Source organism: Paenarthrobacter sp. YIM B13468 (genome assembly GCF_042788025.1).
In the GTDB taxonomy this organism is placed as follows: Bacteria; Actinomycetota; Actinomycetes; order Actinomycetales; family Micrococcaceae; genus Arthrobacter; species Arthrobacter aromaticivorans.
Window position 1 is genome coordinate 54191 of record NZ_JBHZPI010000025.1, and the last position, 12840, is coordinate 67030.

The 12840-nt window shown below is 62.0% G+C and carries 10 protein-coding genes; 3 read left to right on the forward strand and 7 right to left on the reverse strand.

Features of this window, described 5'->3' with window-relative positions; genetic code table 11:
- Positions 1-93: 93 nt before the first annotated feature.
- Positions 94-2190 carry an excinuclease ABC subunit UvrB gene (gene uvrB / locus ACFX4T_RS20895; protein ID WP_216925804.1) on the reverse strand — a complete coding sequence of 699 codons (2097 nt, stop codon included), beginning with the start codon at positions 2188-2190 and terminating at the stop codon, positions 94-96.
- Between the two features lie 41 nt (positions 2191-2231).
- On the reverse strand, positions 2232-3461 hold the full coding sequence (gene coaE / locus ACFX4T_RS20900; protein WP_377653845.1) for a dephospho-CoA kinase: 1230 nt from the start codon (positions 3459-3461) through the stop codon (positions 2232-2234).
- 22 nt (positions 3462-3483) lie between these two features.
- Here coaE and ACFX4T_RS20905 point away from each other — a divergent pair, with 22 nt between their 5' ends.
- Both ACFX4T_RS20905 and ACFX4T_RS20910 read left to right on the forward strand, forming a co-directional pair.
- The gene (locus ACFX4T_RS20905) at positions 3484-4170 is read left to right on the forward strand and encodes an IMPACT family protein (RefSeq protein WP_377653847.1); all 687 of its coding nucleotides are present in this window, start codon (positions 3484-3486) and stop codon (positions 4168-4170) included.
- Complete coding sequence (locus ACFX4T_RS20910) at positions 4160-4681, forward strand: GNAT family N-acetyltransferase (protein WP_377653849.1); 522 nt, start codon at positions 4160-4162, stop codon at positions 4679-4681. Before ACFX4T_RS20905 ends, ACFX4T_RS20910 begins: the two co-directional genes overlap by 11 nt.
- Before the next feature lie 115 nt (positions 4682-4796).
- Here ACFX4T_RS20910 and rpsA read toward each other — a convergent pair whose 3' ends face one another.
- The 4 genes from rpsA to polA all read right to left on the reverse strand — a co-directional run bounded on the left by rpsA (position 4797) and on the right by polA (position 11621).
- Positions 4797-6272, reverse strand: a complete 1476-nt coding sequence (gene rpsA / locus ACFX4T_RS20915) for a 30S ribosomal protein S1 (RefSeq protein WP_216925808.1) — start codon at positions 6270-6272, stop codon at positions 4797-4799.
- A 205-nt stretch (positions 6273-6477) separates the two neighbouring features.
- Positions 6478-7497 (reverse strand): polysaccharide deacetylase family protein, encoded by a 1020-nt coding sequence (locus tag ACFX4T_RS20920; RefSeq protein WP_377653852.1) that lies wholly within the window; start codon positions 7495-7497, stop codon positions 6478-6480.
- Positions 7498-7555: 58 nt separating this feature from the next.
- Positions 7556-8896, reverse strand: a complete 1341-nt coding sequence (locus tag ACFX4T_RS20925) for a GNAT family N-acetyltransferase (RefSeq protein ID WP_223946081.1) — start codon at positions 8894-8896, stop codon at positions 7556-7558.
- An 82-nt stretch (positions 8897-8978) separates the two neighbouring features.
- On the reverse strand, positions 8979-11621 hold the full coding sequence (polA, locus tag ACFX4T_RS20930) for a DNA polymerase I (RefSeq protein ID WP_377653895.1): 2643 nt from the start codon (positions 11619-11621) through the stop codon (positions 8979-8981).
- A gap of 160 nt (positions 11622-11781) precedes the next feature.
- On the opposite strand from polA, the gene ACFX4T_RS20935 reads away from it, so the two are divergent.
- Entirely contained in the window at positions 11782-12246 is a 465-nt protein-coding gene (locus tag ACFX4T_RS20935) for a hotdog fold thioesterase (protein ID WP_223946083.1), read from the forward strand.
- Between the two features lie 37 nt (positions 12247-12283).
- On the opposite strand, the gene ACFX4T_RS20940 is transcribed toward ACFX4T_RS20935, so the two are convergent.
- Positions 12284-12829 carry a dihydrofolate reductase family protein gene (locus ACFX4T_RS20940; protein WP_216925813.1) on the reverse strand — a complete coding sequence of 182 codons (546 nt, stop codon included), beginning with the start codon at positions 12827-12829 and terminating at the stop codon, positions 12284-12286.
- Positions 12830-12840 lie beyond the last annotated feature (11 nt).

Here is a 12840-nt window from a genome sequence, read left to right on the forward strand (position 1 = left end):
TCAGCGGCCCACTAAGTCCGGCGAGGCATCTATGCCTTGCGTGCTGACGGACGTAGCGCTTGGGATACTCCCCTACGTGACCACAACCTTACCTTAGGCGTGCCCTGCAGACTGCATTTGGCGCAATTCCCGCTTCAACTCCCCCACTTCGTCACGGATTCGGGCTGCGACCTCGAACTGCAGCTCGGCAGCGGCACCGTGCATCTGTTCCGTGAGTTGTTCTATAAGGCCAACCAGGTCTTCCGCTGGAGCCGCGGCCAGCCCGTCCTTCCGGACCGTGGCTGCGCCCTTGCTGCCCGACGTACGTTTGGCTCCCTTGGCCAGCCTGTTGTTGTTCAGGAGCTCCTGGGTATCGGCGTCTTCGCGTGCCAGCTGGTCCGTGATATCAGCGATCTTCTTCCGCAGCGGCTGTGGGTCCACGCCGTTGTCGGTGTTGTATTTGACCTGGATGGCGCGACGCCGGTTGGTTTCCTCGATGGCGTGGGCCATGGAGTCCGTGATCTTGTCCGCATACATGTGGACCTGGCCGGACACATTTCGAGCGGCACGGCCAATCGTCTGGATCAGCGAGGTTGAGGAACGCAGGAAGCCTTCCTTGTCCGCATCCAGGATGCTGACCAGCGAGACCTCGGGCAGATCCAGGCCTTCACGCAGAAGGTTGATGCCGACCAGGACGTCAAAGACTCCCATCCGCAGCTCACGCAGTAGCTCGACCCGGCGAAGAGTGTCCACGTCCGAGTGAAGGTACTGGACTTTTACGCCGTGGCCCAGGAGGTAGTCCGTGAGGTCTTCCGCCATCCGCTTGGTCAAAGTGGTGACCAGGACGCGTTCATCGCGTTCAGTACGTTGGCGGATTTCACCCAGGAGGTCATCGATCTGTCCCTTGGTAGGCTTCACGATCACTTCGGGGTCGATGAGGCCTGTGGGCCGGATGATCTGCTGGACGTAGCCGTCCGCCTTCCCGAGCTCGTACTTTCCAGGCGTGGCCGACAAGTACACGGTCTGCCCGATGCGTTCAAGGAACTCGTCCCACTTCAAAGGCCGGTTGTCCATGGCCGAGGGCAGCCGGAAGCCGTGGTCCACCAGCGTGCGCTTGCGGGACATGTCCCCTTCGTACATAGCGCCGATTTGCGGGACGGTGACGTGGGATTCGTCGATGACCAGGAGGAAGTCGTCAGGGAAGTAGTCCAGCAGGCAGTGTGGTGCCGTACCGCCTGCGCGGCCGTCAATGTGCCGGGAGTAATTCTCGATGCCGTTGCAGAAACCCATCTGCTGCATCATTTCGAGATCGTAGGTGGTCCGCATCCGCAGGCGCTGGGCTTCCACCAGCTTGTTCTGGCTCTCCAGCACCTTCAGGCGTTCGGCGAGTTCGTCTTCGATGGCGGTGATCGCACGGCCCATTCGCTCCGGGCCTGCCACATAGTGGGAAGCCGGGAAGACGTACATTTCGGTTTCCTCGCGGATGACTTCGCCGGTGACCGGATGCAGTGTGTAGATGTTCTCGATCTCGTCACCGAAAAATTCGATTCTGAGTGCGAGTTCCTCATACATCGGAATGATCTCTACGGTGTCTCCACGGACGCGGAAGGTGCCCCGGTGGAAGTCGGTGTCATTGCGCGTGTACTGCATGGAAACGAACTTGCGAAGGAGGTGGTCACGGTTCATTTCCGCGCCTTTGGTGAGCGTCACCATGCCCGCAATGTATTCTTCGGGTGTTCCCAGGCCGTAGATGCAGGAGACTGTGGCCACCACGATGACGTCGCGCCGGGTCAGCAGTGCATTGGTGGCCGAGTGCCGAAGGCGCTCGACTTCCTCATTGACCGAGGAGTCCTTTTCGATGAACGTATCCGTCTGGGGTACGTACGCTTCGGGCTGGTAGTAGTCGTAATACGAGACAAAATATTCCACTGCATTGTTGGGCAGGAGTTCCCTGAACTCGTTGGCCAGCTGGGCTGCCAGGGTCTTGTTCTGAACCATGACCAGTGTGGGACGCTGCACCTGCTCAATAAGCCAGGCTGTAGTGGCGCTCTTGCCCGTACCCGTGGCGCCGAGAAGGACAACATCCTTCTCGCCGTTATTGATGCGTTCTGTCAGTTCCGCAATGGCTGCCGGCTGGTCCCCGGCTGGTTTGTAATCGCTGACGACTTCGAAGGGCGCGACGACACGGTTGATCTCCTGGGCAAGGCTCATGACACCAATCTACCCCCGCACCCCGACAGTTTTTGTCCGGATTAATGTCCCGCTGCGACAGAAGAATACGACGGCGGTTGCCAGCCGGTGTGGTTTGCCCACTCATCCATCAGCGGCCAGGCCACATCCGTGAACCAGGGTTCTTTGGCATCGGCATAGGCAGCGGTGCCGGGGTCAGTGGCATGCTGCGCAGCAAGGTGGCGCTTGTGTGCCTCATACAGGGCAACCGCAGAAGGTTCCGCCCTCAACCAGTCGCGGAACAGCAGGGCGTATCTCCATCCGGGCGAGCCGGCAACCCGCACATGCAGGTTGGCCGGGCGTCCCGGATCCGCGTTGGCATGGAAACGCTTCTGCCATTGGGCTGGATCAGGTTCCGACGGCTTCGGGGTGTCAGCGAAAACGCCCGGAACACGTGGGTATCCTGCTGCGGCCAGACGTGGGGCAATGCGATCCGCCACCTCAAGGTCGGCAACAGTCAGTTGAAGGTCTATCACATCCTTGGCAGCCAACCCGGCCACCGACGTAGACCCAATGTGGTCCACGGCAAGGATGTCCTCCGGTGCTGCCGCCTGGATGCGCGAGGAGAGCCGGGCTGCTTGCAGGCCCCATTCGGATCTCGAGGCGGACAGGACCGGACCATTTGTCCGCCGGGCACGAACTCCACGCCGGCAATTGTCCGCGAAAGGCACCAGTCGTCCGAACCACAAGGCATCCACTTTGGCGAGCAGTTCCTCCCGACTACCTGAATTCTCCAGGACGATGTCCGCGGCAGCGTTTCTTGCCTCCTGGCTGGCTTGGGCCGCCATTCTGGAACGCGCGTCCTCCAGGCTCATTCCGCGCAGGTCCACCATCCGTTGGATCCGCACGTCATCGGGAGCATCCACCACAACCACCAGATGGAATGCGCTCCCCTGGCCTGTCTCGACCAAGAGGGGAATGTCCTGGACGAGAATGTCTTCGTCGGCGGCCTCCGCGACGATTGCCGCTGCTGACTCCCGGACCAACGGGTGGATGATGCCATTAAGCACCTCCCGCCGAGCGGGATCCTGGAAAACTATGGCGCCAAGAGCAGGGCGGTCGAGCCTGCCCTGCCCGTCCACGATTCCGGGTCCAAAGGCCTCCACTACACGGGCAAGGCCCGGAGTTCCAGGCTCCACCACTTGCCTGGCGATGAGGTCAGCATCAATGAGCACGGCACCCAACTCTTGCAGCCTGGCCGCCACCAGCGATTTTCCTGAGGCGATGCCGCCCGTCAGCCCGATCTTCAACACCCCTCCACACTAGACTGAAGCGGTGGAAATTGAGGATGACAGCCGTGCAACCATTTACACAACGCTCGCTGAAGGTCCGGATTTCCGACACGAACTGGAGATCCGGCGTTCACGCTTCATCACCGTCCTCCGCCGCTCGCCGGACGAAGATACTGCACGATCCCTGGTGGCCGCGCTGCGACGCGAGTTCCATGACGCACGGCACCACTGCTCGGCTTTCGTTGTAGGTCCGGACAGGATGACTCAACGTTCCAGTGACGACGGCGAACCGTCGGGCACGGCGGGTGTCCCCATGCTGGAGGCACTGCTCAAGCGTGAGACAGCACCCGGGGTAACGGACCTTAGCGACGTAAGCGTCGTCGCCGTCCGCTATTTCGGTGGAATCCTCCTGGGGGCGGGCGGGCTGGTCCGCGCCTACTCCGAATCGGTATCAGCAGCGTTGGAACTGGCGCCACTCGTGCAGCGCCGGCGGCTACGGCTTTGTGAGATCGAGGTGCCGCACGTGGACGCCGGACGATTGGAGAACGAACTGCGTGGCTCCGGCTTTGTCATGGCGAACACCAGCTATGAAGCCAAGCACACGGTCCTTCGGGTAGCGCTGCCGGACAGCAGCAACACCATCGCGGACGCCCAAGCCCGCGTAAGCGCCCTCACTGCAGGCGCGGGCAGACTGAATCCCCAGGGAACGGAGTGGATCGATGTGCCCTGAATCAACGGTGGAACCCCAGGTGGCACTCGCAGACGTTGACGAAGACGTGCTCGAAGAATTGCTTGCCGTGGCGCTGGTGCAGGCCACCGCCGATGAGGTCACTCCGCCGCTGGGCTCGACGTCGGCCTGGAACCCTGAGCGGATCGCCTGGTTCCGCGACTATCACCGGGCGGCTGCAACCGGACTTGAAGGGCCTGCGCGTGAGAAGACCTGGGCTGTGGTGGCAGGCGGAACAGTGGTGGGGTCCGTTCGCTTGAAGTCGGTCGGGCCCGATGCCGTAGAACCCAACGCCGTAGAAACTGGCATCTGGCTGGCCACTCGCTTCCGCGGCCAGGGCGTGGGGCGGCTGGCCCTCCAGCTTGTGGCAGACGAAGCCCGTGCTCGCGGCTTCGCCGTCCTGGAAGCCTCCACCACGCCAGGAAACAAGGCTGCACAATCCCTACTGGCTTCCCTCGGCGCCGAACTCATCTTCGAGGGGACTTTGGTTAAGGCTCGGCTACTGCTCCGCTAGGCAGTGCTCTTTTAACTGGCAGGGCTCCTCGCACCTGACTAAAGCAGAAGGACCCCTGCCGCATGGCAGGGGTCCTTCTTTGGCTATTCAGCGCATCCCGTGAGGGGCGGCGGAATTAGTTGCCGGTCAGCTTCTCACGCAGTGCTGCGAGAGCTTCGTCGGACGCCAGGGTGCCGGCGTTGGACTCAGCAGCAGCCGGCTCCGAGGAGTAGCTGGTGGTGCCGGAATCGCTCTCACCGGACGTTGCAGCGGCAGCGTCGTCAGCAGCGTGCTGTGCAACCTGCTTCTTGTGGGCTTCCCAACGGGTCTGGGCGTCAGCGTACTGCTGCTCCCAAGCGGCGCGCTGGGTCTCGTAGCCTTCGAGCCATTCGTTCGACTCGGGGTCGAAGCCCTCGGGGTACTTGTAGTTGCCCTCTTCGTCGTACTCAGCGGCCATACCGTACAGAGCGGGATCGAACTCGGTGCTGTCAGCGTCAACGCCCTCGTTAGCCTGCTTGAGGGAGAGGGAGATGCGACGACGCTCGAGGTCGATGTCGATGACCTTGACGAACAGTTCGTCGCCAACGGAGACAACCTGCTCGGCGAGCTCAACGTGGCGGACAGCCAGCTCGGAGATGTGAACGAGGCCTTCGATGCCGTCTTCGACGCGAACGAACGCACCGAACGGAACCAGCTTGGTGACCTTACCCGGAACAACCTGGCCGAGGGCGTGGGTGCGGGCGAAGGTCTGCCACGGGTCTTCCTGCGTAGCCTTGAGCGACAGGGAGACACGCTCGCGGTCCAGATCCACTTCGAGGACCTCGACGGTGACTTCCTGGCCAACCTCGACAACCTCGGACGGGTGGTCGATGTGCTTCCAGGAGAGCTCGGAAACGTGGACCAGGCCGTCTACGCCGCCAAGGTCCACGAATGCACCGAAGTTGACGATGGAGGAAACGACGCCGGGACGAACCTGGCCCTTTTCCAGCTTGTTGAGGAACGTGGAGCGGACCTCGGACTGGGTCTGCTCGAGCCATGCACGGCGGGACAGCACAACGTTGTTGCGGTTCTTGTCCAGCTCGATGATCTTGGCTTCGATCTGCTGACCGATGTACGGAGCGAGGTCGCGAACACGACGCATCTCGACGAGGGATGCGGGCAGGAAGCCGCGCAGGCCGATGTCCAGGATGAGGCCACCCTTGACAACCTCGATGACGGTACCGGTAACGACGCCGTCTTCTTCCTTGACCTTCTCGATGTCGCCCCAGGCGCGCTCGTACTGAGCACGCTTCTTGGAGAGGATCAGACGGCCTTCTTTGTCTTCCTTGGTGAGAACCAAAGCTTCGACCTGATCGCCAACGGCAACAACTTCGCCGGGGTCAACGTCGTGCTTGATGGAAAGCTCGCGGGAAGGGATGACACCTTCGGTCTTGTAACCGATGTCGAGCAGGACTTCGTCGCGGTCGACCTTGACGACGGTACCTTCGACGAGGTCGCCGTCGTTGAAGTACTTGATGGTGGCGTCGACAGCTGCGAGGAAGTCCTCAGCGGTACCGATGTCGTTAATGGCGACTACGGGGGTACCGGGCTTCTCGGTGGAGGTGATGGTCATGTAGTAGGGGCTCCGTTGTGGATAGTATGTCGGTCAGGCAAACCGCTGCCGCCCGGGTCCGGACGGCAGAACACGGCAAAATACCGGGTCATCCTGATTTGTGGATTAATACAAAATGGACGCATGCACGTAGTACACGCCCGTTTATTCTAGTCGCATCTGCAAAGCAGGGTCAAAAGGACCGCGGCAGGACCAGAGAACCCCTTCACACAGGCAGGACGTCTCCGAGCCGCGCGAACGTAACACCCCGGTCCAGTAAGCGAGGCAAAGCCCTCGCATAACCCTCTGCGGTTCCGGCGGCCGGTCTGTTGAAGTGCGAGATGACGATGTCTCCCGCCACTGCCTTGGCCACTTCCCCGGCGACGGTAGGCGGCGCGAAGGTAGCGCCCCCGTCGCCGTTCAGCGTGAAATTGACCGGGAGCATCCCCAGCCTGCGGGTCATGCTCGCGGCGACTTCGTCGTAGAACGCCGTTCCGGGCCGGAAGAAGCGCGGCGTAACACCGGTCAACTCCTGCATCAGGGCTTGGTTGCCCATTAATTCCTCGTATACCGCGGCTGCATTCGCCGTTCCGGCAATGCCGTATGCGGACTTGCCATTGACAGACAACGGCAGGTGGAGTGTGCCGTGGTTCGCGAGCTCGAACAAGGGGTCGGCGGCCAGTTCCGCGGCAAGTGACCTGTTCGCGGTAATCCAGCGGCTGTTAATGAAAAGGGTGGCCGGGACGTTGAGGCTGCGAAGCGACTTCAGCAATTTGTGGTCACAGCCGGTTCCACCGGGGCCGCCGCAGGCATCGAACGTGAGGGCAACATGCCGGGAGTCAGAATTGTTCACCACACCCGTAACGTGAAGGCCCCACTCCTGTGGCCGCACGTGTCCAAATTCTGCCAGGATCTGCGGTTTGCCTGGGATTGTGGCTGGCGATCCAGGAGCGCTCGACGGCGGCACTGGAGTCTTGCCTCTCGTGTCGCCGCTGCCGGGTTTTTCGGCGAGGGCAGTAGCAGCCTGCTCGCTGGACAGCGCGGCGATGGAGGGCGGTGGCGTCGCGGGGCCGGCCCCGGGCCCGTTTGGTGGGCTGCCAGGCGTCGTCTGCCCTGATCCAGCGGCGTCCGGGAACGCCGCCCTCCCGTTGTCCGCGCAGGCTGTCAGGGCTGCAGTTGCCAGCCCAGCCATTCCAAGCAGCACTGAACGCCGGCCGGCCAACGGCCGCCGCTTGGAATCCCCCATGGATGTCCCTGTCTATTGAGTCTTTGAGTTGTGAAGGTACTTCTTGCAGGAGCTTTTTCTAGAAGTGGGTGAGGCAGTGTGCCGGCCGTTCCACAGCAAAAAGCTGTTGGGCTGCGAACGCGGCACCGGGCTTGCCTTCACTCATCCGCCCGGCAGCAGTGAGCGTCACTGGGGACACTGCACCAAGATAGATGGACGCGAGATCGGCGACATCCATGCAGAGATCGGGTTCCCGGCCGGATGCCTCGGTGACGGCCGCGGCAGCACCGCCGTCGGACTCCAACGCCCAGGTGCCACCAGCCATGCCAAGCGTATCCGAGACTTCCATGACGAGCTTTCCGGCAACCGGGTACCGGCGGGCGGAAAGCGCTGCCGGAACGTCCAGGATCCGCAACCACAGCATGTCCCGCACGTCCGAGGAGTCTATGCATCTGGGATCTTCCAGGGCCCACGTCAACGGATCATCCACGGGGGCCTCGGCCCACGTCACCTGGTCAATGAGATCGATGCTCCCAAGGAAGCGCCAGAGATCCAGATACGCCGCATTGGTACCAGCAACAAGGTCCACAATTTCCATGGTGTAGGGCTTGGCATCCCAGCCCTTGAAACGATAGGAAACGTAGCCGTCCGGTGTCCCGGAGGCGTCGTAGTGCAGGGCACTTCTGACACCCGTGTCCGGCTTCCCGTCATGGCCAATCGCTCCGGAAGCCAGCAAGCGATAGTACTCTTGGCGGTCTACTGAGCCAGGAGTTGCCCGCTGGACGTGATCGAAGACCTGTGGCGCAACGTCCAGCAGCACGGCCGGATCAGCCACCTCTACCGTTCCCGTCGCCAGCCCCCTGAGACGGAAACGTGGACCCGTGTCGACCTTGATGCTGCGCTCAAATGTAGCCACTCCAAAACCAAAGCGGCCGTAAATGGATCCCTCCGAGGCAGTCAGCGCCGCCATGGCGAGACCGTCGTCCTTTGCGCCCGCCAGGTCAGCGGTAATCATGCCCCGGAGCAGCCCTTTGCGCCGGTGCGTTCCACGTACGGTCACGGCAGTTACCAGGTTTGATTCCAGTTGTCGGCCAAACCCGATGTTCAGGGATTTGCGCATGGTGGCGTACGTGGCCACCGGGACCTCTGGACCCACAGCGTGCTCGGGTACTTCACCGTTGATGTACACACCGGTCAATTCACGGTGGTCCGTGCGGTAGGCCCGCAGGGTCTTGGCGATGTAGTCGTCGTCGCGCCTGTGCTGGTGGAAGCCGTGCGAGACTGCTTGGACCCACGCGGCACAGCGGGAGTAGGCAGGGTCCTCGCGATCAGCTACAGCAGGGAATTGTTGAACCCTATACTTCTCGGCATATTTTTCGGCGGAGTTCGTTTCGGAATAACTTTCATTGGGATCAGCCACGCCCCGAGCCTAGCCAGACGCGGGAGGGCGCGCCACCATCCAGGCGGCGCGCCCTCCGGCGATCCTTAGGAACGTACGGCTGTTAGTGGCCGGCCTCGTACCAGCTGGAGCCTACGCCGAGTTGAACGTCCAACGGGACGGATAGCTCTGCCGCAGCCCCCATTTGCTCCACCACCAGTTTCTCGACGGCGTCGCGCTCTCCCGGTGCAACCTCGAGGACGAGTTCGTCGTGGACCTGGAGGAGCATGCGCGATTTCAAGCCCTGGCCCGCAAGTTCGGCCGAAACGCCCAACATGGCCCGCTTGATGATATCGGCGGCGGAACCCTGGATGGGCGAATTAAGGGCAATGCGCTCGGCGGCTTCCCGGGCCTGGCGATTGGTGCTGGTGAGGTCCGGGAGGTAACGGCGGCGACCTTCAATGGTGGCTGTGTAACCGTCCACCCTCGCTTGGTCCACAACGCCCCGGAGGTAGTCACGCACACCGCCGAAGCGATCGAAGTAGTCCTTCATCAGGGTCCTGGCCTCGTCCACGGAAATTTCCAGCTGCTTTGAGAGGCCAAACGAGGTCAGCCCGTAAGCCAGGCCATAGGACATGGCTTTCACCTTGGAACGCATCGCGCTGGTGACGTCGGCAGGAGCGACGTTGAAGATCCGGGAGCCTACGAAACGGTGCAGATCCTCGCCGTCCCTGTACGCCTGGATCAGTGCTTCGTCGCCCGAGAGGTGGGCCATGATGCGCATTTCAATCTGGGAGTAGTCAGCGGACAGCAGGCATTCATACCCTTCGCTGACCACGAAGATTCCGCGGACCCGGCGGCCTTCTTCGCTGCGCACCGGGATATTTTGCAGGTTGGGGTTGTTCGAGGAGATCCTGCCCGTAGCCGCAATGTTCTGAGCGTAGGTCGTGTGGATGCGGCCATCGTCCGCCACGGACTTCTTGAGCGTTTCCACCATCTGGGCGAGCTTGGACGACTCCCGGTGCGCCATGAGCTGCACCAGGAATTCGTGGCCGGTCTTCTCCAGCAGGGCCTTCAAGGATGCCGCATCCGTGGTGTAGCCGGATTTGATCTTCTTGGTCTTCGGGAGGCCGAGTTCCTCAAAAAGGACGGTCTGCAGCTGCTTGGGTGACCCCAGGTTTACCTCGTGCCCGATCGCGGCGAAGGCCTGCTCCTGGGCATTCTCGATCACCTTGGTGAGGTCCGCAAGCTGCTCGTTCATGCGATCCATGGAGACGTAGATGCCGGTCAGTTCCATCTGCGCCAGGACGCGGGACACCGGAAGCTCCAGCGTGGTCAGCAGGGCGTCGGCCTTGCGGTCGGCGAGTTCCTTCTCGAAGTGCTTGCTGAGGGCATGCACGACGGCGGCCTGCTGGACGAGCGCTGCAGCTGCCGCTTGGTCGCTGCCTCCCATAAGATCCAGCTCCAATTGCCCGGCCGCGGCGGTCACAACGCCCAGGGAGATCTTGAGGTGGACCTGGGCGAGCTCAGGGAGGTCGTAGCTGCGGCGGTCAGGCTGGATCAGGTATCCGGAAACCGAGGTGTCATCAACCACGCCTTCCAGGCCCAGGCCGCGGTTATGCAGGGCCTTGAGGGCGGCCTTGAACTCGTGCACCACCTTGGCTTCTTCAGGATCCCGGAGCCAGTTTGCCAGCACCGACTCGGCCGCAGAATCCAACTCCGTGAGGTCGATATACGCAGCACCATTGTTCCGGACCACAGCCAACGCACCGGCATCCTCGCCTATACGGCCTTGGACGGGCTGGATGGCTATCGCGGAACGCGTGCCGGAACCGGCGCTGAAGAAGGCCTCCAGCTCAGCAGCGTCCTTGAGCGTGGCAAACTCAGGGGCTTCGATGGTGTCCGGGGCAGCACCGGTGGTTTCATCGCCGTAGAGATCGAACAACCGGGCGCGCAAGGTACGGAATTCCAGTTCCTCGAACAGTTCCTCGATGGCCTGCCGGTCGGGGCGCGGCTCGTGGAGGTCCTCCAGCTGGACGGGCAGTTCGAGGTCTGTCAGCAGCTGGTTCAGCCTGCGGTTCCGTTTGACGTTCTCAAGGTTCTCCTTGAGAGCTCCGCCCACCTTGCCACCGATGGCGTCCAGGTTCTCCAGGATGCCGTCCAGGCCACCATAGAGGTTGATCCACTTGGCGGCAGTCTTTGGCCCCACACCCGGTACGCCCGGAAGGTTGTCCGCGGATTCGCCCACCAGCGCCGCCAGGTCCGAATACAGGGCAGGCTTGACGAAGTACTTCTCTTCAATGGCCGCGGCATCCAGCTTGGGGATGTTGCTCACGCCCTGTTTGGGGTAAAGCACGAACACGTTGTCATTGATGAGCTGGAAGGAGTCTCTGTCCCCCGAGACCAGGAGGACCTCAAAGCCGGCGGCATCCGCCTGGGCAGCAAGGGTGGCCAGGATGTCATCGGCCTCGTAGCCGGGCAACGCAATGGTCTTGATACCCCACGCCTCCATGACCCTCGCGATCAGGGCGATCTGGCCTTGGAATTCCGCTGGCGTCGCGTTGCGGCCGCCCTTGTACTCGCTGTACTCCGCCTTGCGGAAGGTGGTGTCGTCAGAGACGTCGAACGCTACGGCGACATGCGTGGGCTTCTGATCCTTGATCAGGTTGATGAGCATGGAGGTGAATCCATGCACGGCGTTGGTGTGCTGGCCTCTGGCCGTAGAGAAGTTTTCAGCAGGAAGGGCGTAGAAGGCCCGGAATGCCATGGAATGGCCATCCAGGACCAGCAACCTGGGCCGGCCCTCCCCCGTGGTGCTGGATGAAGCGGTGGAAGAGGGGGTGGGTGCTGTTGCAATGGCAGCAGCTTGGGCCGTTGGAACCTGGTCCGGTTTGGTTGTTTCACTCACAGGTGCCAGCCTAGTTGGCATGATGGACAATTTCACGCCGAACCGGTTTGTCGACGAGCTCAACCAGGCAGGTGTGCCCGAAGAGTTCCATGATTGGCTTTCCGGGCATGGGGTTGGCTCCCTTGTAGTGAAAATGGGTATTCGGTTCACCGAGCTCAGTGCCGAACGGACTGTGGCAACCATGCCGGTGGAAGGGAACACGCAAGTAGCCGGCATCCTTCACGGCGGAGCCCACGTGGTCCTCGCCGAAACCCTGGGTTCATTTGCTGCCTCGCTTCATGCGGGCAGAGGACGGCACGCCGTGGGAATCGAAGTCGGCGCGACGCATCACCGCTCCATTGCCAGCGGAACGGTAACCGGCACATGTACGGCGATCCACCTGGGCGGGACGTTAGCCACGCACGAGATCGTAATCACCGACGAAAAAGGCCGCCGGCTTTCCACTGCCCGGATTACCAACATGATCCGGAACAACCGCCACTGATCCGGGAGTTACTGCCAAACAGCTACGGCGCTAATAGTTACCGCGGCGGCATGCGGTAATGCAGTTCAGCCGCGGCTCCGCCAAGGATGCGCGAGGAGAGCAACTCAAGTGGCGGCGTCGGACCCTTGAGCGGCAGTAGGCGCTTACCGGAGCCGAGTACAACGGGGATGATGGTGACGATCATCTCGTGGAGCAAACCGGCGTTGGCGAACTGGGCCACGAGGTCCCCTCCGCCCACCAGCCAGACGTTCTTGTCTCCGGCATCGGCGAGCAGATCCGGCGCGAACTCGCGAACGTCCCCACGGACGAACGTGACATTGGAACCGGCGGGAGCCGAGTATTCGTGATGCGTGAACACCCAGCAGGGGGTATCCGGATACGGCCACTTGCCGGGCTCATGCTCCAGGAGCCACCGGTAGGTCCCGCCGCCCATCGCGATGCAACCCACACCTGCGAAGAAGGACTCATAGCTGCCGCTCACGCCTTCAACCTGGTCGAATTGCAGGAGCCAGCCGAGATCGTCATCCTCAGATGCAATGAAACCGTCAACGGTGGACGCCACGTAATACTGGAAGATGGACATGGCCCCAGACT

What these genes read in the sequence shown, in the direction of transcription:
- uvrB (WP_216925804.1), bottom strand. Translation starts at nt 2,190, where the DNA reads ATGAGCCTTGCCCAGGAGATCAACCGTGTCGTCGCGCCCTTCGAAGTC.
- ACFX4T_RS20910 (WP_377653849.1), top strand. Translation starts at nt 4,160, where the DNA reads ATGTGCCCTGAATCAACGGTGGAACCCCAGGTGGCACTCGCAGACGTT.
- rpsA (WP_216925808.1), bottom strand. Translation starts at nt 6,272, where the DNA reads ATGACCATCACCTCCACCGAGAAGCCCGGTACCCCCGTAGTCGCCATT.
- ACFX4T_RS20920 (WP_377653852.1), bottom strand. Translation starts at nt 7,497, where the DNA reads ATGGGGGATTCCAAGCGGCGGCCGTTGGCCGGCCGGCGTTCAGTGCTG.
- polA (WP_377653895.1), bottom strand. Translation starts at nt 11,621, where the DNA reads ATGGCATTCCGGGCCTTCTACGCCCTTCCTGCTGAAAACTTCTCTACG.
- ACFX4T_RS20935 (WP_223946083.1), top strand. Translation starts at nt 11,782, where the DNA reads ATGATGGACAATTTCACGCCGAACCGGTTTGTCGACGAGCTCAACCAG.
- ACFX4T_RS20940 (WP_216925813.1), bottom strand. Translation starts at nt 12,829, where the DNA reads ATGTCCATCTTCCAGTATTACGTGGCGTCCACCGTTGACGGTTTCATT.